This window comes from Cellulosilyticum sp. WCF-2 (assembly GCF_003990395.1).
In the GTDB taxonomy this organism is placed as follows: Bacteria; Bacillota; Clostridia; order Lachnospirales; family Cellulosilyticaceae; genus Cellulosilyticum; species Cellulosilyticum lentocellum.
The window spans coordinates 1,751,617-1,768,655 of sequence record NZ_CP034675.1 but is presented as its reverse complement, the minus strand read 5'-3'; the positions used below and the strand labels follow the sequence as shown (position 1 = coordinate 1,768,655).

Here is a 17,039-nt window from a genome sequence, read left to right as displayed (position 1 = left end):
TATCTCTCTAAATCCTTTAATCCTCTAACTCCAGCTCTACCTCTACCCCATAATGATCTGAAACTACATTTTTATAATCTCCATTGAAGATAACCTTTGAGCTTTTAACCGTTAACGTCTTATTTACCAAAATAAGATCAATACGCAAACCTACTTTATTACCTTTCCAGCCGGCTATTTCTCCCTGTACAGTAACTCCTTGATCTTTTTCTCCTGCTAGAATATAGGTATCATAAAATCCTTTATCAATTAGATAATCATAGCCCTCTTCTCTAAGATTCGCATTATTATTGAAATCACCCATAAGTAGACTAAGTTTATCTGAGTCCATTTCTTCTACTAATCGATCACACTGATATTCAAAAGGCTCTATTTCGTCATGCCACCAACCTAAATGACAAGAATATAAATCTATTTCTTGTTCTTTATACGCTACAGTTACTTTAACAATCTTTCTCGCTTTAACATCGTCTCTATCTCGACTCTTACTTACTGTAAAGCAAGAAGTGTGCGTAATCGGCATCTTGCATAAAATAGCAGACCCTTCTTCATATTCATCTCTAACAACTTTAGATAAGTCCCAAAAGCTATTATACTTTGGCCCACCTATTTTCTCTATTAATTGCTGTAATACCACCATAAAATTATCTCTTCTCAAATGTCTATCTTGTAAATAGGGTGATGCTGTACTTTGATTAATTTCTTGTAGTGCAATGATATCATAGTCTCTTTCTTTTATGATTTCTGCTAAATATCTCATTTTTTCCTCTTGGTTCTCTTCTCTCCATGAATGTGTGTTTAACGTCAATATTCTCATGCTAGCTGCTCCTTTTGTAGTAAACTCATGATTATAACCTATTTATTTATGAGTTTACTACAAAAAGAGACAGGAGACAAATAACTCTTCCGGTTACTCATCTCCTGCCTTTTATTTATCTTTTATTGAAAGGTTATACAAATTATCTTTCTGCTAAACGTAAGTAAGATTCATATCTTGTTTTAGCATTTTCTTCTGCTAGCTCGAAGAGTTCCTCTGCTTGTGTTGGATATTGTTTAGCAAGTGATGAGTAACGTACTTGTCCCATAATGAAATCTCTAAAGCTAGCTGTTGGTTCTTTTGAGTCAAGGCTAAATGGATTTTTACCTTTTTCAACATTTGGATTATAACGATATAAATGCCAGTAACCAGATTTAACCGCTTGATCTTCATTAGCAACAGAACGTCCCATACCTTCTCTTAGTCCATGGCTAATACATGGTGCATAAGCAATGATAATAGATGGACCTTGATGTGCTTCTGCTTCCATAATAGCTTTCATAAATTGGTTCTTATCAGCACCAATAGCTACTTGAGCCACATAAACATTGCCATAGCTCATCATCATCATACCTAAATCTTTTTTACGTGTCTTCTTACCAGATGCAGCGAATTTTGCAATAGCTGCTGCTGGTGTTGCTTTAGAAGATTGACCACCAGTGTTTGAGTAAATTTCTGTATCAAATACTAGTACATTAACATCTTCACCTGATGCTAATACGTGATCAAGACCGCCATAACCAATATCATATGACCAACCATCTCCACCAAGCATCCATACAGAACGTTTAACAAGATAATCTTTCTTATCTTCAACTTCTGCAAGAAGTGCTTTAGCTGCTGGATCAGTAATTGTATTATTTTCAAGTACTTCTAATACTTTAGCACTTGCAGCTTTAGAAGCTTCACCTGAGTTCATTACTTCTAGCCATTCATTAAATGCTGCTTTAGCTGTTTCATCAATATCTAAGTCAACTAATTCATGCATAACATTAGCTAATTTATTTCTCATTTGATTAACACCAAGACTCATACCAAGACCATATTCAGCATTATCTTCAAATAAAGAGTTTGCCCATGATGGTCCTTGACCTTTGCTATTTGTAGTATATGGTGTAGATGGCGCAGAACCACCCCAAATAGAAGAACATCCTGTAGCATTAGCAATCATCATGCGATCTCCGAAAAGCTGTGTTACAACTTTGATATAAGCTGTTTCACCGCAACCTGCACAAGCACCTGAGAACTCAATAAGTGGTGTCTTGAATTGGCTATTTTTAACGTTCATTGTAAGATCTAAATCATCTTTACTACTTACTTCTTTCACAACAAAGCTCCAGTTTGCATCTTCAACTTCTGATTGAGAAGCAAATGGTTTCATAACTAAAGCTTTAGTTTTAGCTGGACAAATATCAGCACAGTTGCCACAACCTGTACAGTCATATGGACTAACTTGTATTCTATAAGTTAAGCCTTCTAAACCTTTTCCAATTGCTTTCTTAGTAGCAAATGTACCTGGTGCTTTTGCTTGTTCTTCTTCTGTTAAAAGCACTGGTCTAATACATGCATGTGGACAAACAAATGAACATTGATTACATTGAATACAATTTTCAATCTCCCATTCTGGTACTTCAATAGCAATACCACGTTTTTCGTAAGCAGCTGTTCCTGCTGGAAAAGTACCATCTTCAAGACCATTAAATGCGCTTACAGGAAGTTTATCTCCTTCTTGAGCATTCATAGGACGTAAGATGTTAGTAATGAATTCTGGTTCATCTACAGCTGCTGCCGCTTCTTCTACTGCGCTTGCCCAGCTAGCTGGAACATTAACTTTAACTGCTGCTTCAAAACCACGGTCAATAGCTGCATAATTCATATTAACAACTTTTTCGCCTTTTTTACCGTAAGCTTTAACTACGGCTTCTTTTAAGTATTTAATAGCATCTTCTTCTGAAATAATATTAGCTAATTTAAAGAATGCTGATTGCATAACCATATTAATACGGTTACCAAGGCCTACTTCTCCTGCTATTTTAGTTGCATTAACAATATAAAATCTAATTTCATTGTCAGCAATATATTTTTTCATATGTGCTGGAAGGTTAGCTTCTAATTCACTTTCATCCCAAATACAGTTAAGTACGAATACTCCGCCCTTTTTAAGTCCTTTTAATAAATCATATTGATGAACATAGGATTGATTGTGACAAGCAATATAATCTGCTTCATCAATTAAATAGGTCGAACGAATAGGTGTATCACCAAAACGTAAGTGAGAAATAGTTACTCCACCTGATTTTTTAGAGTCGTATGCGAAATATGCTTGTGCATATTTATCTGTATGATTACCAATGATTTTAATGGCTTGCTTGTTAGCACCAACTGTACCATCAGAACCAAGACCCCAGAATTTACATCTTACTGTACCTGGCTCAGCAATTTTTAATTCGTCTTTGTAAGTTAATGAAGTAAATGTTACGTCATCATTAATACCTACTGTAAATCCAGTCTTTGGCTGAGCACTTACTAAATTATCAAATACAGCTTTAATATCTGTTGGTGTTGTATCTTTTGACCCAAGACCATAACGTCCACCAATAACTGTAGGCGCATCAGCTTTTCCATAAAATGCTGAACATACATCTAAATAAAGTGGTTCACCTGCTGAACCTGGTTCTTTTGTACGATCTAATACACAAATACGTTTTACTGTGCTTGGAATAGCTGCAAGTAAATGTTTTGTTGAGAAAGGTCTATATAAGTGAACTTTAACTACACCGTATTTAGCACCTTTTTTATTAAGTTCTTCAATTGTTTGTTCAATTGTTTCTGTTACAGAACCCATTGCTATAATGATATCTTCTGCATCATCGGCACCATAATAATTGAATAAACCATAATTTCTACCTGTTAATTTATTGATTTCTCCTATGTATTCTTCAACAACAGGTACTAAGTTGTTATAGAATTTATTACTAGCTTCTCTTGTTTGGAAATAAATATCTGGATTTTGTGCAGTTCCTCTTGTTACAGGATGATTTGGAGAAAGTGCATTATCTCTAAATGCTTTAAGAGCATCTTGATCTACTAGTTTAGCAAAATCATCATAATCAATTGCTTCTACTTTTTGAATCTCATGTGAAGTTCTGAAGCCATCAAAGAAATGTACAAAAGGAATTCTACCTTTAATAGCAGCAAGGTGAGCCACTGGTGCAAGGTCCATAACTTCTTGTACAGAGCCTGTTGCAAGCATAGCACAGCCTGTTTGTCTTGTAGCCATAACGTCTTGGTGGTCGCCAAAAATGTTAAGCGCTTGAGCAGCAAGAGCACGGGCACTTACATGGAAAACGCCTGGTAAAAGTTCCCCTGCAACCTTATACATATTAGGAATCATTAATAACAAGCCTTGTGAAGCTGTAAAAGTAGTTGTTAAAGCTCCAGCTTGAAGTGAGCCGTGGAAAGCCCCCGCAGCTCCTGCTTCAGATTGCATCTCTACTACATTAACAGTTTGTCCGAAAATATTCTTCCTTCCTTGAGCAGACCATTCGTCAACTACTTCTGCCATAGTTGATGAGGGGGTAATTGGATAAATTGCAGCAACATCAGTAAAAGCATACGCAACATAAGATGCAGCTGTATTACCATCAACAGTCATCATCGTTTTTCCCATATTATCTCTCCTTTTTATTTATTAATAATACAAGCATTCCAAATACTATCTAAAGTATTCTAAATAATTTTACGCTTTTGGCCAATATTTGTAAATATCTTGCACTCAATATCTTATGTTTTTGTAAATTATTTATCGGGTCATTTAGAATTTCTTCATGAACTAACTAGCAAAAAGGGACAATTTCTTTTAAATAACTTGTTTAAAATTACTTTTTTATACTCAACTAATATATTTTACTTTAGTATTGTTAAGAATCTAACTTCTTGCTAATATCCTTATTGTTAAAAAACAATCTATATATTCGTTTTGAGATAGTTTTATTTATATATTTTTCTCTGAATTGGTAGATATATTTTTGAGAAGCCATCTTATAGATTGTTCTATATACTCTAGTTGATTAGATGCATCAAAATGTTCTATATTAAGTGTCCCATCATACCCCATAAATTCTAGTTTATCAAGTATTTCCTTAATTTTAATAACACCAGAACCTACTGGAGTTGAAAACAAGGCCGTTCCATCAGCAGCTATCTTAGCCACTTCTTCTCCCTTCATGGCAGTACTTCTATCTTTTACATGAACATATACAATATAGTCTTTCAACAACTCAAAAGCCTCGATTTCATCTTCACCTCTATATCTGTAGTTACCTGTATCAAAAGTATGCTTTAAATCTGGAACCTGCTCCATAAACCATAATATTTCTTTTGCTGTAGTATAAGGTGCACAAACATTATCATAATCTTCTAAAGTAACAGTGATTCCCTTATCCTTGGCATAATCACACATTAATCTTAATGCCTCAACCATATGCTTTATAGCTTGTTCGCGTTTGATACCTACTTCTTCTTTTAACAATCCTGGAATGACTAGTACAAACTTAGCTCCCATATGCTCCGCTAGATCAATTAATCCGTAACCAGCTTCACCTGTTTCCTCATAACCAAAATCAAAATATTTATAGATACAACTAATCTCCAATTCGACTGCCTTTAATAATACTTTCATCTCTCTAGTATAAGGCTTTAACTCTTCATAGGAGCATGCCACAGATTGAATCCCCATATTTTTTACTTTTTTCAATACCTCTGAAAGTGATAAACCTGTTTGTTCACTTGCCAACAAAATGTGATTATAACAAACCGACAACTTCATATAACATCCTCCCATCAGCTTACCCATTTATATCTCTTTTCTTTATGGGCCCCTATACAAGATTGAAATTATGTACAATGTTATTTCGTATACACTCTACTAAAACTACTATATGCTACAAAAAAAATTAAATCAATAGAATATACGATACAATTGTATATTATTGTAAATAATCATGCACTAATCTTACTTTTATATCCTATAAACCGGTTTATTCTCATTACACTTATAATTCTTGTCTTCTTAATACAGCAAAAGAGAAGATATCACCTAATTGGTATATCTTCTCCTCTGATATATTTTAACTTCCCTAGCTCTATACTTGTTCAGCTAAACGTTTATAATTTTCATAACGTTCCTTTGCATATTGCTCAGTAAGTTCAAATAAATGTTCAGCATGTTCTGGGAACTGTTTCATTAAAGCTGAATAACGCACCTGCGCCATTATGAAATCTCTAAAACTTTCTTTTGGTTCTTTCGAATCTAAAGTAAATGGATTTTTACCTTGTTCTTTAAGCAATGGATTAAATCGATATAAATGCCAGTAACCACATTTAACAGCTTGTTCCTGATTAGCTGTTGTTCTGCCCATACCTTCTCTTAGTCCATGACTAATACATGGGGCATAAGCAATAATAATAGATGGCCCTGGGTGTGCTTCTGCTTCTATAACAGCTTTCATAAATTGATTTTTATCTGCTCCCATAGATACTTGAGCTACATACACATTCCCATAGGTTATCATCATTAAACCTAAGTCTTTTTTACGAGATTTTTTACCAGAGGCAGCGAATTTGGCAATAGCTGCTGCTGGTGTAGATTTAGAAGCTTGACCACCTGTATTAGAGTAAATCTCAGTATCGAATACAAGCACATTAACATCTTCACCTGAGGCCATGACTTGGTCAAGACCACCATAACCAATATCATAAGCCCAGCCGTCACCACCTAATATCCATTGTGAACGTTTAACAAGATAATCCTTTCTTTCCTTAATCTCATTAATTAAAGTTTTAGTAGCTTCGTCAGCCGTTGTGTCTTTTTCTAATACCGCTAGAACCTGCTCACTTATTCTTCTAGATTCAGCCCCAGATTCTTTTGTACTTAACCATTCATTAAATGCTAATTTCATATCTTCATCAATAGGCAGTTCTAGTAAAGACCTCATATTGTCTTCGATTTTATTTCGCATTTGTTTCACACCTAGATACATTCCTAATCCATATTCAGCATTATCTTCGAACAAAGAGTTGGCCCATGATGGTCCTTGGCCTTTTTCATTGACCGTATATGGTGTAACAGGCGCAGATGCCCCCCAAATAGAAGAACAACCAGTGGCATTAGCAATCATCATACGATCTCCGAAAAGCTGTGTAATGACTTTAATATACGCTGTTTCACCACAGCCTGCGCAAGCACCTGAGAACTCATGAAGAGGTTGTCTGAACTGGCTACCTTTGACGGTATGTGGTGCCATAACATCTCCCTTATTGGCAATTTTAGAAACTGCATATTCCCAGTTAGGTACTTCCTTTTCTACCTGAGTATGGAGTGGTTTCATAATAAGGGCCTTACCTTCTTTTTTACCTGGACAAATATCAGCACAGTTACCACAGCCTGTACAGTCCATTGTATCAACTTGAATGCGATAACCAAACTCATTCATATCCTTTCCCATGGCCTTAAGTGTTACAAAACTACCTGGCTTTTCGCTTTCCTCTTCGGTATTTAAAAGATAAGGTCTAATTGTAGCATGCGGACAAATAAATGAGCATTGGTTACATTGAATACAGTTCTCGGGAACCCACTCTGGTACATTAATAGCTACTCCACGCTTTTCATAAGCTGCACTACCACTTGGAAAAGTACCATCTTCAATCCCATTAAATGTACTTACTGGAAGGCTATCGCCTTCTTGTCTACTCATAGGGCGTAATATCTTCGTTACAAATTCAGGTTCGTCAAAACCTCTTTCATCTACACTTGTTCCTTTTTTCCAATTTTCTGGCACATTAACTTTTATCGCTGCCTCAAGCCCCCTATCAATAGCAGCATAGTTCATATTAATAACCTTTTCACCTTTTTTCCCATAAGCTTTAACCACTGCTTCTTTTAAATACTGAGCTGCCTGGGCCTCTGGTATAATATCTGTTAACTTAAAGAAGGCTGCTTGCATAATCATATTAATACGGTTACCCAGTCCTATTTCAGAAGCAATTTTAACAGCATTTACAATGTAGAATTGGATGTCATTTTCTGCGATGGTGCGCTTCATGGTAGTTGATAAATTCTCTTCTAATTCTTTTTCATCCCATAAGCAGTTAAGAACGAATATGCCTCCCTTTTTAAGTCCTTTTAAAACATCATACTGATGTATATAAGATTGATTATGGCAAGCAATATAATCTGCTTCATCAATAAGATAAGGTGCATTAATCGGTTCTTTACCAAAACGAAGATGTGACATGGTTAAGCCACCAGACTTTTTAGAGTCATAGTCAAAATAAGCTTGAGCATACATATCCGTATAATTACCAATAATTTTTATAGCTTGCTTATTAGCCCCAACTGTACCATCTGAACCTAGTCCCCAGAATTTGCAACGTACTAAATCCGGCACTTGAAGCTTAAGTGGTTCATTTGTATTAATGGAAGTATGCGTAACATCATCATCAATGCTCACAGTGAATTGATTTTTAGGTGTACTACTTAAAAGATTTTCTACTACTGCCTTAATATCTGTTGGCGTGGTATCTTTAGAGCCTAATCCATAACGACCACCAATAATCATGGGTGCATCTTCTTTTTCATAGAAAGCAGCACGTACATCTAAATAAAGTGGTTCCCCTATAGCACCTGGCTCTTTAGTACGATCCAGTACACATATACGCCTAACATTCTTTGGCACCGCTTTAAGAAAGTGTTCTACTGAAAAAGGTCTATAAAGATGCACTTTAACAAGACCTAGCTTTTGTCCTTTAGCATTTAAGGCATCTATAGTTTCCGCAATGGTAGCTGTTACAGACCCCATAGCTACAATAATATTTTCTGCATCCTCTGCTCCATAATAATCAAAGAGGCCGTATTTTCTGCCAGTAAGGGCATTCATCTTTTCAATATATTCTTCTACAATAGGTACTAGAGCTTCATAAAATTTATTACTTGCCTCCCTTGTTTGGAAATAAATATCTGGATTTTGCGCTGTACCACGAATAACGGGATGATTAGGAGATAAAGCTCTATCTCTAAAAGCTTGAAGCTCTTCTACGGGCATTAGCTTTGCTAAATCTTCATAGTTAATTGCTTCTACTTTTTGAATCTCATGTGAAGTTCTAAAACCATCAAAGAAATGAACAAAGGGTACACGTCCTTTAATAGCCGCAAGATGTGCTACTGGTGCTAGGTCCATAATCTCTTGAACAGAACTAGTTGCAAATAACGCACATCCGGTTTGTCTTGTAGCCATAACATCTTGGTGATCACCAAAAATCGAAAGAGCCTGCGCAGCTATTGCTCTAGCACTCACATGAAAAACACCTGGTAAAAGCTCTCCGGATACCTTATACATATTTGGAATCATAAGTAACAAACCTTGTGAAGCAGTGAAGGTACTTGTTAACGCACCTGCTTGAAGTGAACCATGAAAAGCCCCTGAAGCCCCTGCTTCAGATTGCATTTCTACTACATTGACAGTTTGTCCAAATATATTTTTCTTGCCTTGTGCAGCCCATTCATCTACTTGTTCAGCCATAGGTGTAGATGGCGTAATTGGATAGATAGCTGCCACATCAGTATACGCATAAGCGATATATGCTGCCGCTGTGTTACCATCTACAGTCATCATTGTTTTTCCCATTTCATCTTTCCTTTCTAATGTCTTAACTTGAAGCCTATTTTCTCGATATCTTTTATTCTATTTTTCACTTCACTAGTGTTTCACATTAAAGGATAATTCATACTTGTTTTATACAAAGACATATAGAGAGAAAAGAAAAAAGCTGAGCATTTCTCGCTATACGAAAATCTCAGCTTTTACCATTTTATTCTTTTATAAGTTTTATTTGATCATCTAATACTGAGTGCAATCAGACTCTAAATTAAATTCTAGTACCTTTAAAACTTGTTCAGCTATTTGACGTTCTGTTCCTTTATAAGGATAAGAATGAATATGAATAGCGGGATTAAAGTTAAGTTCAATAATTGCATAAGGTGCTTTTTCATCTCTATAATCTTCTAGCATCATATCAACACCACAAAACTTAGCACCTACTGCTTTGGCTGCACGAACAGCTATCTCTTTAAAGTATTCTGGAATATCATCTGTATAATCAATGCTATCTCCACCTGTGCTAATGTTAGAATTTTCCCTCAAATAAACAACCTCTCCTTCAGCAGGAATATAGTCGAAATCCAAATCGCTTTGTTTTAGGAATAAAGCGCTACTTGCATCTAAGTTAATTTTTTCTAATGGTGTTTTATAACCTCTCCCTCTTAAACTATCTTGATTTTTTATAGCTACTAACTGTGTTATCGTATGTGCTCCATCACCTATAACATTGGCCGGTACGCGGTGAAGAACTCCTGCCACTTGATCTCCGATTACAAGGAATCGGTACTCCTTACCTTTAGCAAACTCTTCAATTAACACTGTATCATCATGTTCAAAGCCTATCTCAAGCGCCCTTTTGATATCTACTTCACTGGCTCCCTGTGTAAAAATACTAATGCCTTTACCGAAATTCGTAGATTTTGGTTTAACAACAATAGGTTTATTGGCATAACGCTTAACTGCTAACTCTAAGCCTTGTCCTTTAAAAACTTCAATACCTTTTGGTACACAAACCTGGTGCTTCTCTAACACCTTCTTAGTAACTGTTTTATTTTCCATCATCAGCATAGTCATATAACTATCTTTAGATGTCTTGGTAGCCTGTTTCACATATTCGGTATGTGTTCCTTGAGTAAGGGCAATAAAGTTGTCACTACGATCTAATACTTCTACTTTTATTCCTCTTTTAATAGCTTCTTTCATAAGGATTTGTGTAGAAAGTTCCATATCATCATAACCATATAGTTTATAACGGTTCGCATAAGCATCTTTTTTATAAATTTCTGCTAGTTCTAATTGGCTCTGTAAATAGCCTTTTTGTTTAGAGAGTTCTGTTATTTTAGCTGCATAAGTACGCTCAGGATCACATACCTTCTTGACCATTTCATCAATAACTTCTGCCCTGTTAAGATCTAAAGTTCCTTCCATCACTTTCATTTCATCTAAAATTTCTAAAGCCCACTCGGTCTTCGTAATTTCTTTTCCTTCCTTACTTAACCAAACCTCTAATCTTCCACCCTTGGCAATTAAACGCTGATTATTAGTAGCTTCTTCCTGCCAATTAATTAGCTCTTCTTTACTTTCTTCTTTTATGAGAAGGTATAACATAAATAAGTGTAAAAACTCTAAGTCTTCTAAGCTAATACCGCCTTTTTCAAAAGGATTATTATCAATACTTCTCACTTCAATATATAAGATACCTTCTTGTTTTAAGGACTCCAGTAGTCTTGTATTATCCTTTGCCTTTGGCCTGATTTGACTATAAAGTTCTTTGTGACTTTGAATCATGCCATCTGCTACAAATCTCTCAATACTTTTTGCATAGGCCTCTACACTAGAGTAGTCAGGATAAAGATCAGTATGATTTTTATAACCACATTCACCATTACGATAAGATACAGCCCCTGGATTTGTAAAGCTTTCTTCATCTACCTTATTTAAATAGCGTGTACACTCTGTAGCATAGGTTTTATGAAATACAGGTGTCGCTCCTAATAAATAAATAAGTAACCAACGATACCTTAAATAATTTCTTGCCATCTTCAAATAAATACTATCTTTGAATAGCTGATAATTTAAGTGAGTATCTTCTGCTTCATAAAGTCTTTGTATAAAGTTTTCTTCAAAGGAAAAATTATAATGTATTCCTGAAATAAGTTGCTTTTTCCCTCCGTACTTCTTAAGTAGCTCCTCCCTATAAAGCCTCGCTTCTTGACAAGTTTTACAATCTCTATATTCGGCAATAGGAATATGTTCATCTGCTGGTATATCGCACGGCATAGAACCCGGCCATATATATTCATCTTCTATATTAAGTGCGACTATATCATATAAAATATTTAAGTAATCGTATGCTTTTTGACTACTATCTAAATTAGGTGTAATAATCTCTACCTGGCTCTCAGAAAAATCTGTAGTAATGTATGGGTTTTTAAGTTTATCCCCAAATACAGCCGGATGCTTGGACATAGCAAGCTTTCCTTCAGGTGTTACTCTAAGCCCTTCTCTTTCAATACCAATGCTTGCAGCTAATAATTCTTCTCTATTAAATAATTGCTTTAATTGATTAAGCATAAAATCTCCTTCCAACTACATTAATGTATACTAAGTAATAATGATTATAAAATAGTATACCTCATTTTTATTAAAAGCTAAACAATAATTCAATTTTAATATTTTCTCGTATTTTATTGATTTAGGGAACCTTATTATACCATTTTTCGTCATAATTCTTATAAATATACTTATATTTTATGATTACACTTTATCATTGCAATCTAACAATTAATGGATTTATGTTAAGGAGACAACTATGAGAAAACAATTTGTAATGGCTATGGCCGCGCTAACACTCAGTACAGTCGTTGTAGGCTGTAGTTCTAAAGCACCAACTTCATCCGAGATGAATACAGAGGCTTCCTCTACCCCTGAAGAAAAACAACCTACTACTGAAGAATCAACTAGTGAACCTGAATCTAGTATTGTTCCAGAAGAAAGTATTATGCCAGAAGAAACTGTAAAGCCTGAAGCAACTACGAAACCCGAAGAAAGTGTGATTCCAGAAGCAAGTACTTCACCTGAGGCAACAAAAAAACCTGAGACAGCTTCCAAGCCACAAACAAGTCTAAAGCCTGAAGCGACTGCTAAACCACAAGCAACACCTAAGCCTTCACCAAAACCTGAAGCTAGTACTAAACCTGCAGCAACTCCAAAACCTGAAGTAATACCCAAACCAGAACCAATACCCAGCCCTGAAACAACTAGTTTAAGTGCTAGTGAAGTATATAGTAAGATTACCTCTGATCTTGATTTTTCTCGCCTAACAGATGTAGATGATACCTTATTAAAAGATCTCTATGGTATTGATACTAGCCTTCTAGACAGTTACTGCGTTAAAATGCCAATGTTAAGCTTTAGTATTTCAGAAGTTGGTGTCTTTAAGGTTAAAGATGTTAAAGATGTAAATACTATTGTAGAAGGCATTAATAAACGTGCCGAAAATGTTGGACAAATGCTCTATCCTTCTCTTATTGAAACCTTTGAAGGTAGACAAGTCATCACTAAAGGAAATTACATATTATTTGCTATGGATGAGGCGGCAAGTACTATTGCTTCAAACTTTAATAGCCTTATCAAGTAAGGAGCTCTGATTTATGGTATTTAGCAGTTTACTATTTTTATTTATATTTTTACCTGTTTTTTTAACAGTCTACTTTATACTCCCTAAAAATTTACGCAATCTTATATTATTTCTAGCTAGCCTCATGTTTTATGCATGGGGCGAACCTGTTTATGTGTCTATTATGATTTTTTCTACTGTGCTTGATTACACATGTGGACGCATCATTGATCGCTTTAGGGAGCATAAGCTGATTCCCAAATTAGGACTTGGTCTCTCTCTTATAGGAAACTTAGGAATGCTAGGCTTCTTCAAGTATGCCGACTTTTTTATTAGTAATACTAATGCACTTTTAGGAACTCATTGGGATTTACTTCGTACTGCATTACCTATAGGTATTTCCTTTTATACCTTCCAGACCATGTCCTATACCATTGATTTATATCGGGGTAAAATTCAAGTTCAAAAAAATATAATTGCCTTTGGTGCTTATGTAGCAATGTTTCCTCAACTTATCGCCGGCCCTATCGTTACTTATGCCACCGTTGAAAAAGAGCTTAATCACCGCGAAGTTACATTTGAAGATTTTGGATTAGGTGCCATGCGCTTTATCGAAGGACTTGGAAAAAAAGTACTTATTGCTAATAACATTGGTCTTTTGTGGGATCAAATACTCAATACACCTATTAATAATCTATCTATTATAGGAGCTTGGCTAGGTGCTATTAGTTTTGGACTTCAACTTTACTTTGACTTTAGTGGCTATTCTGATATGGCTATTGGACTTGGCCGAATGTTAGGTTTTCGTTTTCCCGAAAACTTTAATTATCCTTATATTGCTAAAAGTGTATCTGATTTTTGGCGAAGATGGCATATGACCTTAACCGGTTGGTTCAGAGAGTATGTGTATATTCCTTTAGGAGGGAATCGTGTAAGTAAGCCTCGTTTCTATCTCAACATTTTGATTGTATGGTTTTTAACAGGTTTTTGGCATGGTGCTGGCTGGAACTTCATCCTTTGGGGTCTTTTCTTTGCCGTGCTTATGATTATAGAGCGTAGCTTTTTACTTAAGTATTTAGAAAAATTACCTAGCTTTATCTCTAGATTTTACCTTTTATTTGTTGTAACAATAAGTTGGGTGCTTTTTGCTCATGACTCTTTGGAACAAGCCATTTCATATCTAAAGGTTATGTTTGGTATAGGTACTAACAGTTTCATTAATACCCCCTCATTATATGCTATCACCAATTTTTATGTCCTTATCATTATTGGAATCGTATTTGCAACACCACTAATGAATAATCTTAAAGCACGTCTTAATGAATGGGTTGTATTTGCATTTTATGTCGTTACTCTTTTTCTAAGTACTGCTTACTTGGTAGATGCTACTTTTAACCCGTTTTTATACTTTAGATTTTAGGAGGTGAACCATGAAGAAAAAATTACCTTTTGTAATAGGTATTACTTTTATCTTTTATATTTTTACTTTCTTTGGTTTACAACTACTAGCCAAAGACAAGACCTTCTCAGAGTTAGAAAACCGTAACTTAAGTGCTAAGCCATCTTTTACTATGGCTAGCTTATTAGATGGTACTTATGGCAAAGCTTTTGAGACTTATATAGCTGATCAATTTCCTTTAAGAAATCAATTTATCTCTACTAAAGCTTATAGTGAACTCATTTTACAAAAGAAAGATAATAATGGCGTTTATATTGGAAAAGATGATTACTTTCTTCAAAACTTTGATGCACCCGATTTAGATTTAGCAGCTAGAAATGCCACTTATATTAATGAACTTGCTAAAGAGTTTAAAGTTTATGTTGGACTTGCTCCTACTGCAACCAAAGTGCTTGAAGATAAATTGCCAAACTACGCCACCCCATATGATGAAGCATTTTATATTTCTACTTTTTATAATAAACTTTCTAATCAAGTTACTAAACTAGACTTTCTTAATACTTTAAGCACTCATAAGGATGAGTACATTTATTATAAAACAGATCATCACTGGACTACTTTAGGAGCTTATTATGCTTATACTGAATTTTGCAAATCAGCTGATTTAATTGCTTTAACTTTAGATGACTTTAAAATTGAAGATGTAAGTGATGCCTTCTATGGAACCTTATTCTCTAAAGGCAATTTCAGTTTTGCTACACCTGATACGATGCAGCTCTTTTATCCTAAACAAACTGAAGCATTGGAAATAACCTATGAAGTAACAGGAAAGACCTCTTCTAGTCTTTATGAATATTCTCATTTAGATACAAAAGATAAATATAGTGTTTTCTTAGATAACAATCACCCTTTAATTAAAATTAAAACCTCTATTAAAAATGGACGTAAGCTTCTAGTGATTAAAGATTCTTATGCAAACTCTTTTATTCCTTTTTTAACGCAGCACTACGAAGAAATTCAGGTTCTAGACTTACGATTAATGAATGTGCCTGTTGCAACTTTTGCAAAAGAAGCTGGCATATCAGAAGTTCTCTTACTTTATAATGTACAGAATTTTAGTGTAGAACCTAAGCTAAGTTTATTACTTAAATAACTTTTTTAAATCATAAGATGTATAACGTTAATAAAAGTGTCTGCTCATTTTTAGGTAACAGACACTTTTTATTAACACTATACATCTTTTATTTTTAATCAATCTCAGCACGTGAAAACAACTCTAAAATAAACTCTGAATCTTCACAAGCATCTTTAAATGCTAATACAAACTTCTTAAGAGCTTCCGAATCTTCACTATAGGCACAAAACATGCCCGCTTCTGAATCAAACTCTATATCTTCTAATAATTCCTCACATTTCTCCTCAAGGAAAACTCTAGCTAAAGCTTCCCAGTCATATCCATTTCCTTCACACCCCTCATCTTCTCTAGACTCAAAAATTTCAGGCTTATAATCTCCAGCATTTAAACATACAGAAAAACTACCATTTGAATCATTCCACCAGAAAGGTTTTATTTGTTTTTCAAAATTCATAATGACTCCCCTTTTAACTTACTTTATTTTCCAAATACTACTACTAATAATAATAGTTTTTTTCTTTCTATTGTCAATATAAAATACGAAAATTTTATATTATATTTATCCTATCGCAAATATTAAATACTCATCTTATATAAAAGAATCTAGCTATTGCTCTTTAAATAGCTTAAAATAAAACTATCTATAAACTTAAGGAGAATTCTATGTTAAATGAGAATGTAATGGTATTTTTACAAGACAACCTAGACTTTTGGCCTCATTTAAGTGCAGATCAGCAAAGTAATGTTATTGCCCATACCTCTATAGCTCGTTTTACAAAAGGGCAGACCATGCATCGTGGTGATCAAAATTGTATGGGGCTTATTATGATTCGCTCAGGACTGCTTAGAGTTTATATGCTCTCAGAGGAAGGCAAAGATATTACGCTCTTTCGTCTAGTTCCTGGAGAGCTTTGTTTACTTTCTGCCTCTTGTATCTTGAACCAAATTACCTTTGATGTACACATTGATGTTGAGGACACCTGTGAACTTGTTTCTGTTTCTTCCCATATACTTTCTGACCTTATGACCGATAATATTTATGTAGAAAATTTCATTTATAAACGTTTGGTAGATCGTTTTTCAGATGTGATGTGGGCCATGGAACAAATACTTTTTATGAGTTTTGATAAACGCTTAGCCATCTTTTTAGTAGATGAAATGTCAAAGACTCATTCAACAACTCTTCGTCTTACTCATGAGCAAATAGCCAAATATATAGGTAGTGCTAGGGAAGTCGTTACGCGTATGTTAAAATATTTTTCAAACGAAGGAATTGTGGAACTTTCTAGAGGTGGTATTACTATCATTAACCCTACAAAACTTAAATCCCTTCTTTAAAAGTCAGAAGTTAAAGGGGCTACTCACAAATGAGTCCTAGCCCCTTTAATTGTCAATTCTATACATTTCTTTAT

Annotated in this window: 10 protein-coding genes; 4 read left to right on the top strand and 6 right to left on the bottom strand. The window is 34.7% G+C overall.

The window, feature by feature from the left end; genetic code table 11:
* Positions 1–16 precede the first annotated feature (16 nt).
* The 5 genes from EKH84_RS07740 to gshAB all read right to left on the bottom strand — a co-directional run bounded on the left by EKH84_RS07740 (position 17) and on the right by gshAB (position 12,048).
* Positions 17–817, bottom strand: coding sequence for an endonuclease/exonuclease/phosphatase family protein (locus EKH84_RS07740; protein WP_127065860.1), 801 nt, complete (start codon positions 815–817; stop codon positions 17–19).
* 142 nt (positions 818–959) lie between these two features.
* Positions 960–4,487 (bottom strand): pyruvate:ferredoxin (flavodoxin) oxidoreductase, encoded by a 3,528-nt coding sequence (gene nifJ / locus EKH84_RS07735; protein WP_127065859.1) that lies wholly within the window; start codon positions 4,485–4,487, stop codon positions 960–962.
* 324 nt (positions 4,488–4,811) lie between these two features.
* Positions 4,812–5,645 carry a sugar phosphate isomerase/epimerase family protein gene (locus EKH84_RS07730; RefSeq protein ID WP_127065858.1) on the bottom strand — a complete coding sequence of 278 codons (834 nt, stop codon included), beginning with the start codon at positions 5,643–5,645 and terminating at the stop codon, positions 4,812–4,814.
* A gap of 316 nt (positions 5,646–5,961) precedes the next feature.
* On the bottom strand, positions 5,962–9,501 hold the full coding sequence (gene nifJ, locus EKH84_RS07725; protein ID WP_127065857.1) for a pyruvate:ferredoxin (flavodoxin) oxidoreductase: 3,540 nt from the start codon (positions 9,499–9,501) through the stop codon (positions 5,962–5,964).
* Between the two features lie 213 nt (positions 9,502–9,714).
* Entirely contained in the window at positions 9,715–12,048 is a 2,334-nt protein-coding gene (gene gshAB, locus EKH84_RS07720; protein ID WP_127065856.1) for a bifunctional glutamate--cysteine ligase GshA/glutathione synthetase GshB, read from the bottom strand.
* 238 nt (positions 12,049–12,286) lie between these two features.
* On the opposite strand from gshAB, the gene EKH84_RS07715 reads away from it, so the two are divergent.
* The 3 genes from EKH84_RS07715 to EKH84_RS07705 are packed head-to-tail and all read left to right on the top strand — an operon-like array spanning position 12,287 to position 15,645.
* On the top strand, positions 12,287–13,114 hold the full coding sequence (locus EKH84_RS07715; RefSeq protein WP_127065855.1) for a DUF4358 domain-containing protein: 828 nt from the start codon (positions 12,287–12,289) through the stop codon (positions 13,112–13,114).
* A 13-nt stretch (positions 13,115–13,127) separates the two neighbouring features.
* The gene (locus tag EKH84_RS07710; RefSeq protein ID WP_127065854.1) at positions 13,128–14,513 is read left to right on the top strand and encodes an MBOAT family O-acyltransferase; all 1,386 of its coding nucleotides are present in this window, start codon (positions 13,128–13,130) and stop codon (positions 14,511–14,513) included.
* A 10-nt stretch (positions 14,514–14,523) separates the two neighbouring features.
* Positions 14,524–15,645: a DHHW family protein gene (locus EKH84_RS07705; RefSeq protein WP_127065853.1), complete on the top strand. Its 1,122-nt coding sequence runs from the start codon at positions 14,524–14,526 to the stop codon at positions 15,643–15,645.
* Between the two features lie 94 nt (positions 15,646–15,739).
* Here EKH84_RS07705 and EKH84_RS07700 read toward each other — a convergent pair whose 3' ends face one another.
* The gene (locus EKH84_RS07700) at positions 15,740–16,081 is read right to left on the bottom strand and encodes an immunity 51 family protein (protein WP_013656030.1); all 342 of its coding nucleotides are present in this window, start codon (positions 16,079–16,081) and stop codon (positions 15,740–15,742) included.
* Positions 16,082–16,290: 209 nt separating this feature from the next.
* Between EKH84_RS07700 and EKH84_RS07695 the strand changes: the two genes are divergently transcribed.
* Entirely contained in the window at positions 16,291–16,965 is a 675-nt protein-coding gene (locus tag EKH84_RS07695; RefSeq protein ID WP_013656029.1) for a Crp/Fnr family transcriptional regulator, read from the top strand.
* Positions 16,966–17,039: the final 74 nt, after the last annotated feature.

Bases quoted from the DNA above. Each gene is read 5' to 3' on its own strand.
- EKH84_RS07740 (WP_127065860.1), bottom strand. From the start codon at position 817: ATGAGAATATTGACGTTAAACACACATTCATGGAGAGAAGAGAACCAA.
- nifJ (WP_127065859.1), bottom strand. From the start codon at position 4,487: ATGGGAAAAACGATGATGACTGTTGATGGTAATACAGCTGCATCTTAT.
- EKH84_RS07730 (WP_127065858.1), bottom strand. From the start codon at position 5,645: ATGAAGTTGTCGGTTTGTTATAATCACATTTTGTTGGCAAGTGAACAA.
- nifJ (WP_127065857.1), bottom strand. From the start codon at position 9,501: ATGGGAAAAACAATGATGACTGTAGATGGTAACACAGCGGCAGCATAT.
- gshAB (WP_127065856.1), bottom strand. From the start codon at position 12,048: ATGCTTAATCAATTAAAGCAATTATTTAATAGAGAAGAATTATTAGCT.
- EKH84_RS07715 (WP_127065855.1), top strand. From the start codon at position 12,287: ATGAGAAAACAATTTGTAATGGCTATGGCCGCGCTAACACTCAGTACA.
- EKH84_RS07710 (WP_127065854.1), top strand. From the start codon at position 13,128: ATGGTATTTAGCAGTTTACTATTTTTATTTATATTTTTACCTGTTTTT.
- EKH84_RS07705 (WP_127065853.1), top strand. From the start codon at position 14,524: ATGAAGAAAAAATTACCTTTTGTAATAGGTATTACTTTTATCTTTTAT.
- EKH84_RS07700 (WP_013656030.1), bottom strand. From the start codon at position 16,081: ATGAATTTTGAAAAACAAATAAAACCTTTCTGGTGGAATGATTCAAAT.
- EKH84_RS07695 (WP_013656029.1), top strand. From the start codon at position 16,291: ATGTTAAATGAGAATGTAATGGTATTTTTACAAGACAACCTAGACTTT.